General features: G+C 40.1%; 20 protein-coding genes. 3 read left to right on the top strand and 17 right to left on the bottom strand.

Going from position 1 to position 17,600, the window contains the following annotated elements:
* Window positions 1–6: 6 nt before the first annotated feature.
* The 9 genes from LKE05_RS02855 to purD all read right to left on the bottom strand — a co-directional run bounded on the left by LKE05_RS02855 (window position 7) and on the right by purD (window position 8,365).
* The gene (locus LKE05_RS02855; protein WP_308455867.1) at window positions 7–474 is read right to left on the bottom strand and encodes a hypothetical protein; all 468 of its coding nucleotides are present in this window, start codon (window positions 472–474) and stop codon (window positions 7–9) included.
* 46 nt (window positions 475–520) lie between these two features.
* The gene (gene mreC, locus LKE05_RS02850) at window positions 521–1,345 is read right to left on the bottom strand and encodes a rod shape-determining protein MreC (RefSeq protein ID WP_308455866.1); all 825 of its coding nucleotides are present in this window, start codon (window positions 1,343–1,345) and stop codon (window positions 521–523) included.
* A 31-nt stretch (window positions 1,346–1,376) separates the two neighbouring features.
* Complete coding sequence (locus LKE05_RS02845; RefSeq protein WP_118446562.1) at window positions 1,377–2,378, bottom strand: rod shape-determining protein; 1,002 nt, start codon at window positions 2,376–2,378, stop codon at window positions 1,377–1,379.
* Between the two features lie 16 nt (window positions 2,379–2,394).
* Complete coding sequence (locus LKE05_RS02840; RefSeq protein WP_489711272.1) at window positions 2,395–2,982, bottom strand: Maf family protein; 588 nt, start codon at window positions 2,980–2,982, stop codon at window positions 2,395–2,397.
* 19 nt (window positions 2,983–3,001) lie between these two features.
* Window positions 3,002–5,059, bottom strand: a complete 2,058-nt coding sequence (locus LKE05_RS02835; RefSeq protein ID WP_308455864.1) for a U32 family peptidase — start codon at window positions 5,057–5,059, stop codon at window positions 3,002–3,004.
* A 2-nt stretch (window positions 5,060–5,061) separates the two neighbouring features.
* The gene (locus LKE05_RS02830; RefSeq protein ID WP_308455863.1) at window positions 5,062–5,553 is read right to left on the bottom strand and encodes a cell division protein ZapA; all 492 of its coding nucleotides are present in this window, start codon (window positions 5,551–5,553) and stop codon (window positions 5,062–5,064) included.
* 427 nt (window positions 5,554–5,980) lie between these two features.
* On the bottom strand, window positions 5,981–6,463 hold the full coding sequence (locus LKE05_RS02825; RefSeq protein ID WP_022230931.1) for a deoxycytidylate deaminase: 483 nt from the start codon (window positions 6,461–6,463) through the stop codon (window positions 5,981–5,983).
* A gap of 120 nt (window positions 6,464–6,583) precedes the next feature.
* The gene (locus tag LKE05_RS02820; protein WP_117968494.1) at window positions 6,584–7,057 is read right to left on the bottom strand and encodes a hypothetical protein; all 474 of its coding nucleotides are present in this window, start codon (window positions 7,055–7,057) and stop codon (window positions 6,584–6,586) included.
* A gap of 48 nt (window positions 7,058–7,105) precedes the next feature.
* The gene (purD, locus tag LKE05_RS02815) at window positions 7,106–8,365 is read right to left on the bottom strand and encodes a phosphoribosylamine--glycine ligase (protein WP_308455862.1); all 1,260 of its coding nucleotides are present in this window, start codon (window positions 8,363–8,365) and stop codon (window positions 7,106–7,108) included.
* 50 nt (window positions 8,366–8,415) lie between these two features.
* On the opposite strand from purD, the gene LKE05_RS02810 reads away from it, so the two are divergent.
* A complete protein-coding gene (locus LKE05_RS02810; RefSeq protein WP_308455861.1) occupies window positions 8,416–8,610 on the top strand; it encodes a hypothetical protein in 195 nt (64 codons plus the stop codon).
* Here LKE05_RS02810 and LKE05_RS02805 read toward each other — a convergent pair.
* From LKE05_RS02805 to purE, 6 genes are all read right to left on the bottom strand, one after another.
* Window positions 8,607–9,779 carry a phosphoribosylaminoimidazolecarboxamide formyltransferase gene (locus tag LKE05_RS02805; RefSeq protein WP_022230929.1) on the bottom strand — a complete coding sequence of 391 codons (1,173 nt, stop codon included), beginning with the start codon at window positions 9,777–9,779 and terminating at the stop codon, window positions 8,607–8,609. The genes LKE05_RS02810 and LKE05_RS02805 overlap by 4 nt on opposite strands.
* Before the next feature lie 36 nt (window positions 9,780–9,815).
* Entirely contained in the window at window positions 9,816–10,529 is a 714-nt protein-coding gene (locus LKE05_RS02800; RefSeq protein ID WP_308455860.1) for an IMP cyclohydrolase, read from the bottom strand.
* Window positions 10,530–10,543: 14 nt separating this feature from the next.
* Window positions 10,544–11,032, bottom strand: coding sequence for a transposase (locus LKE05_RS02795; protein WP_022230927.1), 489 nt, complete (start codon window positions 11,030–11,032; stop codon window positions 10,544–10,546).
* Window positions 11,032–11,628: a phosphoribosylglycinamide formyltransferase gene (gene purN / locus LKE05_RS02790; protein ID WP_147513881.1), complete on the bottom strand. Its 597-nt coding sequence runs from the start codon at window positions 11,626–11,628 to the stop codon at window positions 11,032–11,034. The genes LKE05_RS02795 and purN overlap by 1 nt, the downstream gene beginning before the upstream one ends.
* Before the next feature lie 110 nt (window positions 11,629–11,738).
* On the bottom strand, window positions 11,739–12,797 hold the full coding sequence (gene purM, locus LKE05_RS02785) for a phosphoribosylformylglycinamidine cyclo-ligase (RefSeq protein WP_022230925.1): 1,059 nt from the start codon (window positions 12,795–12,797) through the stop codon (window positions 11,739–11,741).
* A 41-nt stretch (window positions 12,798–12,838) separates the two neighbouring features.
* On the bottom strand, window positions 12,839–13,336 hold the full coding sequence (gene purE, locus LKE05_RS02780) for a 5-(carboxyamino)imidazole ribonucleotide mutase (RefSeq protein ID WP_022230924.1): 498 nt from the start codon (window positions 13,334–13,336) through the stop codon (window positions 12,839–12,841).
* Window positions 13,337–13,565: 229 nt separating this feature from the next.
* Here purE and LKE05_RS02775 point away from each other — a divergent pair, with 229 nt between their 5' ends.
* Window positions 13,566–14,189: an S-layer homology domain-containing protein gene (locus LKE05_RS02775; protein WP_308455859.1), complete on the top strand. Its 624-nt coding sequence runs from the start codon at window positions 13,566–13,568 to the stop codon at window positions 14,187–14,189.
* 98 nt (window positions 14,190–14,287) lie between these two features.
* Here the strand turns inward: LKE05_RS02775 and LKE05_RS02770 are convergent, their stop codons facing one another.
* Together LKE05_RS02770 and LKE05_RS02765 are read right to left on the bottom strand one after the other, a co-directional pair.
* Window positions 14,288–15,298 carry a GGGtGRT protein gene (locus LKE05_RS02770; protein WP_022230921.1) on the bottom strand — a complete coding sequence of 337 codons (1,011 nt, stop codon included), beginning with the start codon at window positions 15,296–15,298 and terminating at the stop codon, window positions 14,288–14,290.
* A 24-nt stretch (window positions 15,299–15,322) separates the two neighbouring features.
* Window positions 15,323–16,015: an iron-sulfur cluster assembly scaffold protein gene (locus LKE05_RS02765; protein WP_022230920.1), complete on the bottom strand. Its 693-nt coding sequence runs from the start codon at window positions 16,013–16,015 to the stop codon at window positions 15,323–15,325.
* A 236-nt stretch (window positions 16,016–16,251) separates the two neighbouring features.
* Between LKE05_RS02765 and LKE05_RS02760 the strand changes: the two genes are divergently transcribed.
* Window positions 16,252–17,475, top strand: a complete 1,224-nt coding sequence (locus LKE05_RS02760) for a 6-phosphofructokinase (protein ID WP_308455858.1) — start codon at window positions 16,252–16,254, stop codon at window positions 17,473–17,475.
* Window positions 17,476–17,600 lie beyond the last annotated feature (125 nt).

The raw sequence follows: 17,600 nt of genomic DNA, 5'->3' as shown, positions 1-17,600 counted from the left end.
TTCTCCTTAAGCTATCAAAAGCTTTTTCTTCTTTTCTTCTTTATACAATGTCTTTTTTAGTATCGGATATAATATAACTGCAATAACCGTATTAAATACCGCCGTCGGCAATGCATCACTGAAAATTACCGACACATCAAGCGTCATTTCTCTTATGACGAACAACAATATTTCAAGTATTGCCGACATAATAAAGGTCCATACAATCGTTTTCGGAAAATTACCGACATATCTCGGACGTTTTCTTGCCGCGAATACGATTATCGAACTGTACGCATAAAACAACGTAATCTCCGTAAAATTTCTTCCTCCGATTGCGCCCATAACAACGGCACATATTCCGCTTATTATAACAGCAGTGCGAAATTCATTTTCAAGAATTGCCACACACATCACAAACGCCAATACCGCAGACGGTACCGCACCGAATATATGGATAGGTGAAAGCACTACCGTCTGAACAAGAAAAATCACAAAAATCCACAGAAAAATCTTAAAATTTCTCACTTTTCCTCTCCAATCAATATGTTCCGTTTATAACAAGCACTTCATAAAGCTTGTTGAAATCAACAAGCGGTTCTACTGTTGCATAATTCAAATTACCCATAGCGTCCGAATTTATCTCACGAATTACGCCGACAGAAAGTCCTGCCGGATAAATTCCGCCTGAACCCGATGTTTCAAGAATATCGCCTATTATAAGGTTTGAGCCTTTGTCAATAAACGTCATTTTACAGTAGTTTTGGCTGTACAATTCACTGTCGCCTTCAACAACCGCAACATCGCTTGTTCTTGAAACCTTTACGCCCATTGCGTTATCGGGATTCAATATTGTCGAAACAATCGACCATGTAGGACCTGTTTCAACAACTTTTCCTACTACTCCGTCAGGTGTTATAACCGCGTTTCCGACAGCCACACCCGCAAGCGAGCCTTTGCTTATCTGTATTGTGTCGTACCAGTTATTTGACGAATACGCAATAACAGACGCGGCAACGGTTGAATAATTTTCAAGACTGTTTTGAAGTTCAAGCGTTTCTTTTAAACGTTCGTTTTCTTCTCTGTAATTTGCAACATCTTTATTTTGTTTTTTCAGCTCATTAATTTCGCCCACAAGTCTTGCGTTTTCTTCCTTGTAGCCGTTCATTTCACGAATAAAATCAGTCGTATCCGTAACCTTGTTCACTATATACGAAAAACCGTTCTGAAACGGTGAAAATACAGTTCTAAGCACTTTGGATACGGGATTTGCACCGCCGAAATGAGCAATAGCGGCACATACAAGCACTACGGCGGTTATAATCGCCGCCGCAATCACGCCTTTTCTTTTAAAAAATGATGACATATTTTCTAACCTTCCGTTATACAATCCAAAATTATTTTGATGATTCGATAAGTTCTTTTATATTATCAAGAGCCTTGCCTGTTCCTATTGCAACACAGTCAAGCGGATATTCGGCAACGTGTGTAGGAATTTTTGTGGTTTCGGTGATAAGTTTGTCAAGTCCTTTAATCAACGCACCGCCGCCTGTAAGCACTATTCCGCGTTCCATAACGTCTGCCGCAAGTTCCGGAGGGGTGTTTTCCAATGTCAGCTTTATAGCTTCAATCATTTCGTCCACATTCTCGCTTATAGCGGCTCTGATTTCACTTTCCTTGATTTGTGCCGTTTTCGGCAAGCCTGTCGCAACGTCACGACCTCTTACTTCGTAAACGCCTTCTTCGTCATCTTCATATGCAGATGCAATGGCTACCTTAATATCTTCAGCCATTTTGTCACCTATATTGATTTGATTTTCTTTCTTCAAATAATTGATAATAGCACTGTCCAAAGCATTTCCCGCAATTCTGATTGATCTTGACGAAACGATACCGCCCAGCGAAATAACCGCAACTTCTGTTGTACCGCCGCCGATGTCGACAACCATATTACCTGTTGCATCATTCACAGGAAGTCCGGCACCCATAGCAGCCGCCATAGGTTCTTCGATAAGTGCAACTGCCTTTGCGCCTGCTTGAATAACCGCCTCTTCAACTGCACGTCTTTCAACTTCCGTTATGCCCGACGGTATGCAAACAACAACTCTCGGCTTAAATACGTTGCTCACGTCAGCCTCTTTTATAAACGCTCTTATCATAGCTTGAGTTATGTCAAAATCCGCAATAACACCGTCTTTCATCGGACGTACCGCAACAATGTTTTCAGGCGTTCTGCCTATCATCTCATTTGCCGCATTACCGACCGCAAGCACCTTACCTTCGTACTTGTCAATCGCCACAACAGACGGCTCTCTTACCACTATTCCCTTGCCCTTTACATACACAAGTGTGTTTGCTGTACCAAGGTCAATTCCTATATCTTTTGAAAATATCCCCATTTTCGTTGTTCTCCTTTTATAATATCTTTATATCCATTTCGTCCTCAAGCGTGTCCGCAAGTGCACTTATCGGCAGACCGACAACATTAAAATAATCGCCGTCAATCTTTTCAATCAAAATTGAACCGAGTCCCTGTATTCCGTATGCACCTGCCTTATCCATAGGCTCGCCCGAATTTATATATCCGCGAATTTTGTCATCGCTCAAATCTTTAAACTTTACTTTTGTCCTAACTTTTCCGCAAACGGCTTTTCCGTCGCTTATTCGCATAACGCAATATCCCGTATATACTTCATGTTCACGTCCCGAAAGTTTTGAAAGCATATTAAATGCGTCATCTTCGTCTTTTGGCTTACCGAGTATTTGTCCGTCAAGCGTTACGATTGTGTCTGCTGAAATTATAACCGCATTTTTATTGCGTAAAACCTCTTTCGCGGTTGCGCTCGCCTTTAAAAGTGCAAGCTCCTGCACATAAAGCTCGGGTTTCAAATCTTTTGAAACGGAATCTTCGTCCGCTTGCGAAACAATCACCTTAAATTCAAGTCCCATAAGCTCCAAAAGTTCTTTTCTTCTCGGTGAACCCGACGCAAGTATAAAATCTATCATTGCATTATAACCTTTCTTAAAGCACACCGCGATAAAAATGTCCTCTTGTGTATGTGTTTTCCGTCATACTCTGCACATTTTTTTCGCCGTTTAAAGCTCTCTTATACATATCTATTATTTTATCACATTGAGCGAATTTTTCAACAGTAAATATCAATCTGATACTGTTTATTTTAAGTTTTTTTAAATCCGCGATTTTATCCGCCATAAATATAGGCTTTGAATTTAAAATTTTTGCTATACAGCCTTTTGAACAGACAATCGGAAATTCCTCTCTTTTTCTGTCTTTCAGCTTGTATATCATTTTGCCCTTTTGGCATTTTCCCATAGCTTTTATCGGACAGTTTTTCATCATCATAAGCGGAATATGTCCGTAGCCTATAACTTCAAGATTAGCGTTTGTATTTTCACATAAATCGGCAATTTCATGTAAATTAAGTTCAGGAGATAATGTAACCGTTTTCAAATGGCCGTAATGCTGTGCCGTTTGCGAATTAAAAACATTCAATCTGAAATCGCCGTATATCTCTTTATCTTTATACTTGTAAATTGCCGCCGGTGACGAAACAAGTACACCGTCCGTCTTTATGTTTTCTTCACAAAATATATCCGCCGATTTTGATATTATTTCAACATCGTCAGGCACATCTTTTAGTGTCCCCACCAAATCATTGGGGACATATATTCTTTTTATATTATTTTTAACGGCAGCTTTGAACTGTTCTTCATCACTAACTTCACAAGTGAGTATTATATCCGTTTTTTTACGGTTGATATGCTCAATTTCAAAGTCAAGTTCTCTGCCTTTTTCACGCATTTGTCTTTGCTTTATAAGGCTTTCGCAACATTCACGTCTTACGCTGTTTATTTCCTTAATCGGAATTGTAATTCCTTCGTCTATCGTAATATTTATATCGTCACATTCAAACGGTGTACTTCCGAGTTTTAAAAGCTGGTCGCGAAGTCTTTTTTCGTCCATAGGTTTATGGAGTGCTTTTTCGGATTTTAGTGTCCCTTGTGCATACGCGTAATGTCCGTCATTATCGTACATTGTAAGTTCAAGCGGGGCATCAATATTTAGTGTCCCCATAATACCTGTATTGATTTTACGGATATTTGAGTCCTCTGCGGCGCGTTTTTTCGCCTCTTCGGTAAATTTATTTTCCGCGCTGTTACTCGGAGTATCGTGGCTCATCATATTTTTACCGAGATTGCCTTTAAAATATCCGTCTGTAAAACCTGTTCTTGAAAATGCGTCAAGCAGTTCCTGCATATCTTTTTTTGACACGTTTCCGCCCTTGTCAAGATACTTTCGGTACACGCCCACAACCGCGGATACATATTCCGCTCTTTTTAAGCGTCCTTCAATTTTCAGTGATGTTACTCCTATACGTTTTAGTGTCCCCAAGTCATTCACAAGTGCCATATCTTTAGGACTTAAAACATATCCGCTTTTAACCGTTTTGCCGTTTTCAAGCAAATCATACGGTAATCGACACGGTTGAGCGCAGCGACCGCGATTGCCGCTTCTGCCGCCTAAAATACTCGACATAAGGCACTGTCCGGAGTAACACATACAAATTGCACCGTGAACAAAAACTTCAATTTCCGCTTTTGCATTTTTGCAAATATGCTCTATCTCTTTTTCCGACAGTTCACGCGCCAAAACCACTCTTGAAAATCCCATATCCTCAAGATATTTTACACCCTCAAGACTTGTAACGGTCATCTGTGTGCTTGCGTGCAAAGTCATATCCGGAACAGTCTTTTTGATAATCTCCACAGCGCCCATATCCTGAACAATAAGTGCGTCAACGCCGATTTCATTAAGTTGCTTCAAATATTCTTTAAGGCTTTCAATTTCCTTTTCCTTAACAAGCGTATTTACCGTAACGTGAACGTCAACGCCGTATAAATGGCAGTAATCCACCCACGTTTTCATTTCTTCGATTGTAAAGTTTTCGGCACTATAACGTGCGCCGAACTGCGGGCCGCCGAGATATACCGCGTCCGCTCCCGATTGTACCGCCGCCGTAAGTGCCTGTCTGCTGCCGGCAGGTGCTAAAAGTTCCATACTCATTTAACCTTCTTCTTGCCGTCTGATACAACTGTATTTTCTTCGTATGCTTTTAGTTTTTCTTTTAAACTTTTAATAGTTTCTTCAAGTGTTTTATTGTTTTTATTTGCTGTTTCAAGGTCTTTTTTTGTTGATGTTAATTCGGCATTCAATTCTGTTTCATCAATCGTAACCTGTCCGCTTTTTGCGTCGTCAAGTTCTCTTTTTATCGAGTCGTTCTCTTTTTTTAAATTATCGATTTTTGAATTTAATTTTTCCATTTCAATCTTTACAGAATCGTCCGATTCAAGTGCTTTGAAATATTCGTCACAAATATTAAGTGCCGCCAAAACAATAGGACGTTCCCCAAGAACATTTTGACCGCCATTCAAAACGTTTTTAACCTTTTCATTTATATGTTCGCCCAATCTTTCGATATACTCTCTGCTTTCCTCAGCAACAACTGTATATTGACGTGAATTAATGGTTATTGAAACTCTGTTCACCGCCATGACTTCATCTCCGTTTCTTAATTTTTTCGCATAAAATACCTAATATACTCTTATTATACAATAAAACCAATTAAAAAAACAGAGTTTTTTTGACTTTTTTCAAAATATTTTATAAAAAAAGAACGGTCACGCCGTTCTTACAGATTATATACAAAACCATTATGGTTTTGTATACTTTATTTTTGGGAGTTTGATGGCGTATCGGAAAGACATCCGATGCTCGCAGAGCAGTTTTGCCGTAGGCAAAACTACTGAAAAAGCTAACCTCAATTAATAATCATTTCTGGCAACCTGTGCGGCAGAAATGGCTTAAAATCTAAAGTTTCGACTTTGGAGGAACTTTATGATTTTTCTCTGAAAACACTCAAAAATCACATTGAAAGATGTGATTTTTGGAGCTGTCGACACTTTGTCGACAGGCTCACTTTTATAATTCTATCGTTAATTTTCTGCCCGTTTTTTCATATATTCTGTATTTAATACCTACCATGTCAAACATTTTCTTTGACGCAATAGTGTTAGCCTCATCGGCATATTTGTCGGACATATACACAACTTCCTTGATACCGCTTTGAATAATCGCCTTCGCACATTCGTTGCAAGGGAACAGCGTTACATACAGCTTAGCGCCCTCAAGCGAGCCTGAACTTCTGTTTAAAATCGCATTAAGTTCGGCATGGCAAACGTACATATATTTCGTATTTACAGGATTTTCACCGTTTCTTTCCCAAGGCATATCGTCATCGCAACACCCTGTCGGCATACCGTTATACCCAAGCGACAATATTTTATTTTCATGGTTTACAATACACGCACCAACCTGTGTATGCGAGTCCTTGCTCCTCTGTGCCGACAGTAACGCAATCCCCATAAAATATTCGTCCCACGATATATAATCTTGTCTTTTCATCTTCAATCCTCCAGCAAAGAAATCTTTCGTCATATAACAATTTTAACATTCCTAAAATCATTAGTCAAGAAAAAAAGCCGTCCGATTTTTTCAATCGAACGACTTTAATTGCCGTATCTCTTATCTTACAGCCGACAACATCATGCAGAGCATACCCAAAACCATAAAGGCAGTTGCCCACAAAAAGAAAATCGAAAGGAATTTAAAAACCATATATGCTGTGCCGTGGTCTTTTCCGGGCTTAATTTCTTCACCGTATATTGACAAAAATCCTTTATCCCAATCATCATCGACAAGTCCAAACATATTAGCATTGGTAATACTTGAAGTGTGTGAACGCTTTTCTTTTTCAATCTCTTTGTTAATTCTTTTCTCATCTCTGCTTATAAAAGACACCATTGCAAAAAGCATTACGGTAATACCTATCATCAAAGGCATAGTTATGCGTATTTTGTACATTGTCATCCTTGCCATGTACGTAAGTTCATTTACTTTCATAAATAAATTGCAAAGCCACAATACCACAAAAGCCGGTACTGCACCTATGCCAACCGATATTGCCGCATTTTTCAACATCCTTTTAGTTTTATTCATAATTATCCCTCCGCAAAGAGCAATCAAAAACGCCATTCACCTACAGAATTAATATTTCTTTATACCTATATCACTTCTATGGAATTCATCTGTCCAAGAAATTTTTGCAACACCTGCATAAGCATTCTTAATAGCCTCGTCAAGGTCTTTGCCGACAGCCGTAACACCAAGAACACGTCCTCCATTAGTAACGATTTTACCGTCCTTTACAGCTGTTCCTGCGTGGAACACAGTCAAATCGCCTACGTTATCAAGACCGCTGATTTCATAGCCTTTTTTATAGCTTACAGGGTAACCGCCCGACGCCATAACAACGCATACAGCCGCATTATCTTCCCATTCAATGTTGATTTCATCAAGGCGTTCATCAATAACAGCCTCCATAATTTCAACAAGGTCAGTTTTCAATCTCGGCAAAACAACTTGTGTTTCAGGGTCACCGAAACGGCAGTTATATTCAATAACCTTAACACCGTTCGCAGTCATCATAAGGCCGAAATAAAGCACGCCCTTGAAAGGTCTGCCTTCACTGCTCATAGCCTTAATAGTCGGAACGAAAATATTTTTCATACATTCTTCCGCTTTTGCGTCATCATACAAACGACTCGGTGAGAATGTACCCATACCGCCTGTATTAAGACCTTTGTCATTATCATATACTCTCTTGTGGTCTTGTGCCGATACCATAGGTTTAACAGTCTTACCGTCGGTAAATGCAAGTACACTGACTTCAGGACCTGTCAAAAATTCTTCGATTACTACACGACTTCCGCTCTTTCCGAACTTTCCGTCGTCAATCATTTCGTGAACGGCTTGCTCAGCCTCCTCAAGGTTTTGTGCTATGATAACACCCTTGCCAAGTGCAAGTCCGTCGGCTTTTATAACTGTCGGAAACGTGTTTTGCGCTTTGATATAATCAATCGCAGACGTACTGTCTGTAAACACTTCATAATTTGCGGTAGGAATATTGTACTTCTTCATAAGTTCCTTTGAAAAAGCCTTACTTCCCTCTATTATAGCGGCATTTGCACGAGGTCCGAATGCACGAATACCCTCTTTTTCCATTGCGTCAACCATACCAAGTACAAGCGGATCGTCAGGTGCAACCATAACAAGATCAATCGCATTGTCCTTTGCAAACTTAACCATATTTTCAATATCCGTTGCGGCAATGTCAACACACTCCGCAAGTTCCGCAATACCGCCGTTACCCGGTGCACAATAAATTTTATCTACCTTTGGCGACTGTGCTATTTTCCAAACAATAGCATGCTCACGTCCGCCGCCGCCTACTACTAATATTTTCATAATTCGTTCTCCCTTTAATTAAAATACTCACCAATTAAAATCGCAGAATTGTGTGCAGTTCGTTTGAAACGGCGAGCGGTGCTGTACGTTGGTACTGCCCCGAGCCGTTGAATACGAAATATACCAAACCAGTAAAAGTCGCAGAATCAGTTTCAGATGTGCCAAAATGCAATGGGTGCTGTACGCGTGTACCGTCCTATTGCTTTGAAGTGCATATGGAACTGATTATGCGTCTTTGGGATTAATGATGGAACAATCTTATACCTGTGAAACTCATACACATATTGTACTTGTTGCACGTTTCAATAACATTATCGTCACGAATTGAACCACCGGGTTGTGCAATTACTGTAACACCGCTCTTTTTGGCTCTTTCAATATTGTCACCGAACGGGAAGAATGCGTCTGAACCAAGTGCAACATCTGTATTCTTATCAAGCCATGCTCTTTGTTCTTCCTTTGTGAACACTTCCGGCTTTACTTTAAATGTCTTTTCCCATACGCCGTCTGCAAGTACATCCATATATTCATCTGAAATATACACGTCAATCGCATTATCTCTGTCGGCTCTCTTAATTCCGTCAACAAACTGCAAACCAAGCACTTTCGGTGCTTGTCTCAGCCACCATATATCAGCCTTATTGCCTGCAAGACGTGTACAATGTATTCTTGACTGCTGACCTGCACCGATACCGATTGCCTGACCGTCCTTAACGTAGCAAACACTGTTTGACTGTGTATACTTCAATGTTATAAGCGCAATCTTTAGATCTCTCTTTGCCTCGTCTGAAAGTTCCTTGTTATTCGTTACTATATTTCCAAGCAATTCGTCATTAATATCCAGTTCATTTCTGCCTTGCTCAAATGTGACACCGAAAACTTGCTTTCTTTCGATTTCGGCAGGCTTATAATTTTCATCAATCTTTATGATGTTGTAATTGCCTTTTTTCTTTGCTTTTAAAATTTCAAGTGCCTCGTCTGTATAACCCGGAGCAATAACACCGTCTGAAACTTCTTTCTTTATAAGAAGTGCGGTAGCCTTATCACACACATCCGAAAGAGCGATAAAATCACCGAATGACGACATTCTGTCAGCACCTCTTGCGCGTGCATATGCGTTGGCAAGCGGAGTAAGTTCAACGTCATCAACGAAATAAATCTTCTTCAATGTGTCAGACAACGGAAGTCCAACAGCCGCACCGGCAGGAGAAACGTGTTTAAAAGAAGTTGCGGCAGGAAGTCCTGTTGCTTTCTTCAATTCCTTTACAAGCTGCCAGCCGTTAAGCGCGTCCAAAAGGTTAATATAACCAGGTCTTCCGCAAATTACTTCAAACGGTAAATCTCCATTCTCCATAAACACTCTTGACGGCTTTTGATTAGGGTTACAGCCGTACTTTAATTGCATTTCATTCATTATTTTATCGTCCTTTCGTTTTTATTTATGTAAATATTATTTGTTTTTGTTTACAATCTTTGTTTTTGTTTCGCCTGTTGCAATGTCGATAAATCTTACGAACAACGAAACTTTATTATCCGCATTAAGCGAATTCCAAAGACCGTCTGTGAATTCATCAATATCGTTTGGAATTGCAACCTTTTTAGGCTCGCCCTCAAAAGACGGAAGCGGACTGCCGTCACCCATATATGTATGGATAAAGTGTCCCTCGCCGTCAAGCGGATTGTTATACGAAAAAGTATATCTTTGACAAGACTGCGGATTGCCGTCAGCACTCTTTAGGATTGACATTGAATAATCAAATCCGCCATTGTTAGGTTCAATAATACCCGATATTCTCGGTGTAAAGTTAGGGTCATCGTCCTCAAATTCACGAGTTCTTAATGACTGTTCAAATGTCTGACCGTTTTCCATATGTTCGTAAATCGTATCTGTTTGGTCACCGTTTGTGACGATAGTCTTGTCACCAAGCACGCGAACAGGTGCATATATGATAAGATGCGGGTCTTCAAGCTTTGACGGGTCAAACGCTTGTGTACGAATACCGTCGCCGTCCTCAATAAATACACGGTTACGGCTGTTTACACTTCTGCCCATTATAAAATATGCCGTAACGGCACTTTTACAGTCAGCACTTTTTCCGATTACAATACCACGACCCGGATAGTCGTTGCTTTTTAGTTCTTCATATATATCAATTTTTTTCATTATACTTCTCCTTTTTAGTTGTAATAGCAGTCCGATTCCCACTTTATTGCGTTTGTGTCTACATACTCCCATATGCGATTGTAATCCGCTTGATTTCGGATTATATGGTCGTGAAATGACTTTTGCCATACAGGGTGTCCAATTTGTTTTGAACAATACCCTTTAAATTGATTGACTATTTGCGAGAGAGTAGGGGCGGTCATTGGCCGCCCGTTAATATCATTGTTATCTATGCGTATTATCAAATGCACATGATTCGGCATAATGACGTATTTGTCAACCGTTATATTTTGATAATACAATGGAATTTTTTCAATACCGATTTTAACAATCAAACCTAAATGATTTAATTTGTCTTGCGGGCGGCCGCTGACCGCCCCTACGGAACATTGTTGATTATTCCAAAATATTTTTTGTTTGTCTTTCGCGCATATAGTCACAAAATACGCACCGTTTTGTGAATAATCATAAAATTCCAACCTATTATTTTTACGGCTATTCATCACACCATATCGGCACAAACCAATTCAACGGCTTGAGGTAAAATAATCCATTCTGCCTGTTCCATAACACGTTTTTGCAAAATTTCAGGCGTATCGCCATCCTCAATATAAACCGCTTTTTGTAATAAAATTCTACCGCCGTCTGTGATTTCATTTACGAGATGTGCCGTTGCGCCGGTCACTTTAACGCCGTAATCAAGTGCCGCCTGATGTACTTTCAATCCGTAAAAGCCGTCACCGCAAAATGACGGTATAAGTGACGGGTGGATATTGACAATTTTATTTGCGTATTCTTTAAGCAAGTCACCGCCCAAAATCGCCAAAAATCCTGCAAGGACAATCACATCAACGTCCATTTCTTTCATATACGCACAAATTTGTCGGTTAAATTCGTCGTTATCACCGCCGCAATCGGCATTTTTGCGGATTACTTTAGTCGCAATACCTGCATTTTTTGCACGTTCAAGACCGTACGCCTTACTGTTATTTGAGCATACACACACAATCTTACCGCTTTTCAAAACAGTACCCTGTTTATCAATCAAAGCCTGTAAATTCGTGCCGCCGCCCGAAATAAGAACACCTATTCTTTTCATAAATTAAACCTCCTCGTGAAAAAGATGTGGTATATATCGGGAGCAAAAGGAACGCTGACGTATGTTTATACTTCAAGTTCCTTTTAAACCCGAGAGATGCCTCATATTTTTTACGAGATAACCTCATTATTACCGACTATCTCCACACCTTTTTCGCCGTCAACAAGTTCACCGATAATATAAGCTTTTTCGCCTGCGTCCTCAAGGCACTTAACAGCCTTTTCAGCCTTATCCGCATCAACAGCTACTATCATACCGATACCCATATTGAATGTGTTGTACATATCTCTTTCAGGAATATCAGCCTTTTTCTGCATAAGATTAAATATAGGAAGAACCTCCCATGAACCCTTTTTGATAACGGCTTTCAAACCATCAGGCAACATTCTAGGAACATTTTCGATAAATCCGCCGCCTGTGATATGAGAAACGGTATTAATACCTACTTCGTCAATAAGCTTTAGAAGCGGTTTAACGTAAATTCTTGTCGGTGTCAAAAGTTCCTCACCGATTGTCTTGCCAAGTTCGTTTGAATATGTATTAAGAGTTTCCTTTGCGTTATCGTCATTAAGACCGAAAACTTTTCTTACAAGTGAATAGCCGTTTGAGTGAACACCGCTTGATGCGATACCGATAAGCACGTTACCTGCTTTTGCATTTTTACCGTCAGTGATTTTGCTCTTTTCAACAACACCAACGCTAAATCCTGCAACGTCATATTCATCTTCCGGCATCATTCCCGGATGTTCTGCAGTTTCACCGCCTACAAGCGCGCAACCCGACAAAACACAGCCGTCCGCAACGCCTTTAACGATTTGTGCAACCTTTTCCGGAACATTCTTACCGATTGCGATATAGTCAAGGAAGAACAACGGCTTTGCACCCGAACAAGCAATGTCGTTTACACACATTGCAACGCAGTCTTGACCGATAGTATCATGCTTGTCCATAAGGAAAGCAACTCTGATTTTTGTACCTACACCGTCAGTACCCGAAACAAGTACAGGATTTTCGTAGTTTTTCGGCATTTCAAAAAGTCCGCCGAAGCCGCCGATTCCGCCAAGTACGCCCTCAATCGCTGTCTTTTTAACGTCGTCCTTGATTAGTCTTACTGATTCGTAGCCCGCCTCAACGTCTACACCTGCTTGTTTGTACGCATTTTCACTCATATTTTTATCTCCTTTAAAATTGTTTTCACTTAAATATCAAATTACATTTCTGCAACTGCTTTTTTAATTTTTTCGTCTTTTTTCTCGACGCCCTCAACCATTTTAACTTTTGCGTCTTTTAGAGCGTCTTTCAAATAATCATATTTAATAGCAAGCATTTGTGCAGCCAAAATCGCCGCATTCGTGCCGTTATCTATACCGACCGTCGCAACAGGGATACCCGGAGGCATTTGGACTGTTGCCAAAAGTGCGTCCATACCCTCAAGTGTTGACTTAATCGGAATACCTATAACAGGTACTGTTGTGTGAGCCGCTATAACTCCACCGAGATGTGCCGCCATACCTGCCGCACAAATTATAACCTCAATACCGTTTTTCTCGGCATTCTTGGCAAATTCTGCCGCTTTGTCAGGTGTTCTGTGTGCAGAAATTACATTCACATCTACCTCAATTTTAAATTCTTTAAGCTTTGCAACGCAACTCTTTAATTTTTCAAAATCAGAGTCACTTCCCATTATTAATGCTACTTTAGGAGTCATAAAAACTCACCTGTCCTTCCCTAAAATTTACTTATAGTAATACATAATAATAGTATCAAAAATCGACCCTGTTGTCAATATTTCTTGCATATTCATTTAACTTATATTAACTAAAAATTCATCTGTAAACATTTATTGCAATTAACTAACCAATATGATAAAATTAAATAATCAAATTTAAAGTATTTGCAATTACCGAATTTTAAGCAAATGGAACGGAGGAATTAAAATGTTAAAAAAAGCAATAACAATTATTCTTGCATTGGCGATGATGTCAGGTACATCTGTATTTGCAAGCAATGAAACAGAAGAAAGCAACAACGCAACTCAAATTGAGCAAAACAGTGAAGTCACCGCATTTGAAAGCGACATATCAAGAGCGGTATCACTTGGCATTATCAACAACGAAAACTACAACTTTAACGATGATATTACACGTGAACAATTCTGTAATTTTGTATACAACTGGGTAAACCCGATAAAAGAATTGCCCATATTCAAATATGAACGTGCTCCATTTGATGACACAAACGGCAATGACAAAATTACCGTATTATATTCCGCTAAAATAGTATCGGGTAAGGGCGATTATATCTTCTCACCAAACGACAAACTCACGCGTGAAGAAGCCGCAACAATTCTTTGCCGTGCCGCAAACTACTTAGACATTGAACTTCCGCTTGTCAAGGTAGATATGTCATACGCCGACAATAGCGAAATATCATCATGGGCAGTGTCTTCTGTGTACAGTTTAAAAACATTGAATATCTTAAACAACACTGACGAAAATTTTAATCCAAAAGCAAACATAACAATCAGCCAAGCTGTTTCCGCATTGGTCAGATTATCTTAGTCCGGCTGTATCAATCGACTGTATCGAACTTGAATAGTACAAAAAAGACACCATTTAGCATTTGCTAAATGGTGTCTTTTAAAATACCGTTCTTTAAATTAGAACTTACCGGCCTTTGCAGCTTCCTCTACGGCAACGGCAACAGCAACTGTTGCGCCAACCATAGGGTTGTTACCCATACCGATAAGACCCATCATTTCAACGTGAGCAGGAACTGAAGATGAACCTGCGAATTGAGCGTCTGAGTGCATACGACCCATTGTATCTGTCATACCGTATGAAGCAGGACCTGCAGCCATATTATCAGGGTGAAGTGTACGACCTGTACCGCCGCCTGATGCAACTGAGAAATACTTCTTACCTTGTTCGATACATTCTTTCTTATATGTACCTGCAACAGGGTGTTGGAATCTTGTTGGGTTAGTTGAGTTACCTGTGATAGAAACGTCAACACCCTCGTGGTGCATTATAGCAACACCTTCACGAACATCGTCTGCGCCGTAGCAGCGAACGTTTGCTCTTTCGCCCTTTGAGTAAGCTGTTTCCTTAACGATTTCAAGCTTACCTGTATAGTAATCAAACTTAGTCTGTACATAAGTAAAGCCGTTAATTCTTGAGATGATTTGAGCGGCGTCCTTACCAAGACCGTTAAGGATAACTCTTAGGTCTTCCTTACGAGCCTTGTTTGCGCTTCTTGCAAGACCGATAGCACCTTCAGCAGCTGCGAATGATTCGTGACCTGCAAGGAATGCGAAACATTTTGTTTCTTCTCTTAGTAGCATTGCGCCAAGATTACCGTGTCCGATACCAACCTTTCTGTCATCGGCAACAGAACCAGGAATACAGAATGACTGCAAGCCAAGACCGATTTTCTCAGCAGCCTCTGCAGCTGTCTTAACACCGTCTTTAATTGCGATAGCCGCACCTACTGTGTAAGCCCAACAAGCGTTTTCAAAGCAGATTGGCTGAATGCTCTTTGTGATGTTGTATGCGTCAACACCGGCGTCATCACAGACTTTCTTTGCTTCTTCTATTGATGAAATGCCATGCTTTTTAAGCTCAGCATTGATTTGATCTATTCTTCTTTCATAACTCTCAAATAAAGCCATTATATATTTACCTCCCTTTTCAGATTATTCGTGTCTTGGGTCAAGAAGTTTTGCAGCATCGTCAACTCTTCCGTATTGTCCGCTTGCCTTTTCCAAAGCTTCGTTAGCGTCCATACCCTTAGCTATCATTTCCATCATCTTACCAAGATGAACAAACTTATAACCGATAATTTCGTTGTTATCATCAACTGCAATCTTTGTTATGTAACCTTCTGCAAGTTCAAGGTATCTTGGGCCCTTTTCAAGTGTTGCATAAGTTGTACCAACCTGTGATCTAAGTCCCTTACCAAGGTCCTCAAGGCCTGCACCGATTGGAAGACCGTCCTCTGAAAAAGCTGTTTGTGTACGACCGTAAACAATCTGCAAGAAAAGCTCTCTCATAGCTGTATTGATAGCATCACAGACAAGGTCTGTATTAAGAGCCTCAAGAATTGTCTTGCCTACAAGAATTTCTGATGCCATAGCAGCTGAGTGTGTCATACCCGAACATCCTACTGTTTCTACCAATGCCTCTTGGATAATACCTTCTTTTACGTTTAGTGTAAGTTTACAAGTACCCTGTTGAGGTGCACACCAACCAACACCGTGTGTAAGACCGGAAATATCTTTAATTTCCTTTGCCTGTGTCCATTTACCCTCTTGAGGGATTGGAGCAGGACCGTGATATGCTCCTTTTGTCAAAGGACACATATGTTCTACTTCTGCTGAATATTTCATACTATTACTCCTTTCGATTTATGCGGCAAAATCCGCTCATTATCTTCATTATAACATATTAATTTCATTGTATCAATAAAAAAATATACAAAATTATCGTTTATTGTAACTTTCTTTTTACATAAAAACATCATATCTCAAATATTATCGTTTTACTATTGCCCAAATTCGGATAAAATGTTATAATGTTAGCGTAATTTTTAAAATATATTTTCTCACAGAAAGGCTAAATAATTATGAACGGTAATGTAATTGTAGGACAATCGGGCGGACCGACATCTGTAATCAATTCAAGTCTTGTCGGAGTTTTTCAAGGTGCTAAGCGTGCCGGCTGCGGTAAGATTTACGGTATGCGAAACGGTCTTGAGGGACTTTTGCAGGAGAGATATGTCGAACTTAACGACTGTATTAAAAACGATCTTGATATTGAAATTTTAAAACGCACTCCTTCATCATTTCTCGGCACTTGCCGTTACAAGCTGCCACATTATGAAAAAGACAGTGCCGTATACGAAAAACTTTTTGCGATACTTAAAAAGCTTGATATTAAGCACTTCTTCTATATCGGCGGCAACGATTCTATGGATACGATAAAAAAGCTTGCCGAATACGCAAGCAAGATAAACAGCGATATTACATTTATGGGCGTGCCGAAAACAATCGACAACGACCTTGACAAAACCGACCATACACCGGGTTACGGAAGTGCGGCAAAATACGTTGCGTCCGCAATGAAAGAAATCATTCTTGACACTGACACTTACACGACCGACTCAATCACAATAGTCGAAATTATGGGCAGAAATGCAGGTTGGCTTACCGCCTCGGCGGCGCTTGCAAGAACGGAAGACTGTACAGGTCCCGACCTTATTTATCTTCCCGAAACACCTTTCAGCTACGATAAATTTGTAAGCGATATTTTAGAGGTTAAAAAGCATAAGTCGTCTGCTATTATCGCATTGTCGGAAGGTATACGAAACGCCGACGGTCAATATATATGCGAAACACAAAAGGGCGATATGAAACTTGACGTATTCGGTCACAAAATGCTTGGCGAAACCGCACTTTTCCTTTCTGATATGGTTGGTAAAGATACCGGTATGAAGTCAAGAGGTATCGTGTTCTCAACACTTCAAAGATGTGCGTCACATATCGTTTCAAGACGCGATATAACAGAGGCATACGACGCAGGTGCAACAGCCGTTGCGGCGGCGCTTGCAGGCGAAACGGGTAAAATGGTTATATTTAAACGTATATCAAATGATCCGTATAAAGTGTTTACCGAAACTCACGACATCGGCGATATTGCAAATGTAGAAAAGACTGTGCCTAAGGAATGGATTACCCAAAACGGCACCTATGTTTCACAAGAATTTATAGACTACGCACGTCCGCTTATTATCGGCGAACTTACACCGTTTATGGTTGACGGTCTGCCACGTCATTTGACCATAGAATAAACAGGCTTGTTGACTGCCCAATACAATGTAATTTTAAAGAGCTTATTCAAATGAACCGACCCCCAAAAGTTAGACCAAAAATCTAACTATTGGGAGGTCGGTTTTTTCATGGCAAAATATAGTTT

This window comes from Hominilimicola fabiformis (genome assembly GCF_020687385.1).
GTDB classification, from domain to species: Bacteria; Bacillota; Clostridia; order UBA1381; family UBA1381; genus Hominilimicola; species Hominilimicola fabiformis.
Note: the sequence above shows the minus strand (reverse complement) of the source record. Positions and strands in the feature narration are given on the sequence as shown.

What these genes read in the sequence shown, in the direction of transcription:
- mreC (WP_308455866.1), bottom strand. Translation starts at nt 1,345, where the DNA reads ATGTCATCATTTTTTAAAAGAAAAGGCGTGATTGCGGCGGCGATTATA.
- LKE05_RS02845 (WP_118446562.1), bottom strand. Translation starts at nt 2,378, where the DNA reads ATGGGGATATTTTCAAAAGATATAGGAATTGACCTTGGTACAGCAAAC.
- LKE05_RS02835 (WP_308455864.1), bottom strand. Translation starts at nt 5,059, where the DNA reads ATGGAACTTTTAGCACCTGCCGGCAGCAGACAGGCACTTACGGCGGCG.
- LKE05_RS02830 (WP_308455863.1), bottom strand. Translation starts at nt 5,553, where the DNA reads ATGGCGGTGAACAGAGTTTCAATAACCATTAATTCACGTCAATATACA.
- LKE05_RS02825 (WP_022230931.1), bottom strand. Translation starts at nt 6,463, where the DNA reads ATGAAAAGACAAGATTATATATCGTGGGACGAATATTTTATGGGGATT.
- LKE05_RS02820 (WP_117968494.1), bottom strand. Translation starts at nt 7,057, where the DNA reads ATGAATAAAACTAAAAGGATGTTGAAAAATGCGGCAATATCGGTTGGC.
- purD (WP_308455862.1), bottom strand. Translation starts at nt 8,365, where the DNA reads ATGAAAATATTAGTAGTAGGCGGCGGCGGACGTGAGCATGCTATTGTT.
- LKE05_RS02805 (WP_022230929.1), bottom strand. Translation starts at nt 9,779, where the DNA reads ATGAATGAAATGCAATTAAAGTACGGCTGTAACCCTAATCAAAAGCCG.
- LKE05_RS02800 (WP_308455860.1), bottom strand. Translation starts at nt 10,529, where the DNA reads ATGAAAAAAATTGATATATATGAAGAACTAAAAAGCAACGACTATCCG.
- LKE05_RS02795 (WP_022230927.1), bottom strand. Translation starts at nt 11,032, where the DNA reads ATGAATAGCCGTAAAAATAATAGGTTGGAATTTTATGATTATTCACAA.
- purN (WP_147513881.1), bottom strand. Translation starts at nt 11,628, where the DNA reads ATGAAAAGAATAGGTGTTCTTATTTCGGGCGGCGGCACGAATTTACAG.
- purM (WP_022230925.1), bottom strand. Translation starts at nt 12,797, where the DNA reads ATGAGTGAAAATGCGTACAAACAAGCAGGTGTAGACGTTGAGGCGGGC.
- purE (WP_022230924.1), bottom strand. Translation starts at nt 13,336, where the DNA reads ATGACTCCTAAAGTAGCATTAATAATGGGAAGTGACTCTGATTTTGAA.
- LKE05_RS02775 (WP_308455859.1), top strand. Translation starts at nt 13,566, where the DNA reads ATGTTAAAAAAAGCAATAACAATTATTCTTGCATTGGCGATGATGTCA.
- LKE05_RS02770 (WP_022230921.1), bottom strand. Translation starts at nt 15,298, where the DNA reads ATGGCTTTATTTGAGAGTTATGAAAGAAGAATAGATCAAATCAATGCT.
- LKE05_RS02765 (WP_022230920.1), bottom strand. Translation starts at nt 16,015, where the DNA reads ATGAAATATTCAGCAGAAGTAGAACATATGTGTCCTTTGACAAAAGGA.
- LKE05_RS02760 (WP_308455858.1), top strand. Translation starts at nt 16,252, where the DNA reads ATGAACGGTAATGTAATTGTAGGACAATCGGGCGGACCGACATCTGTA.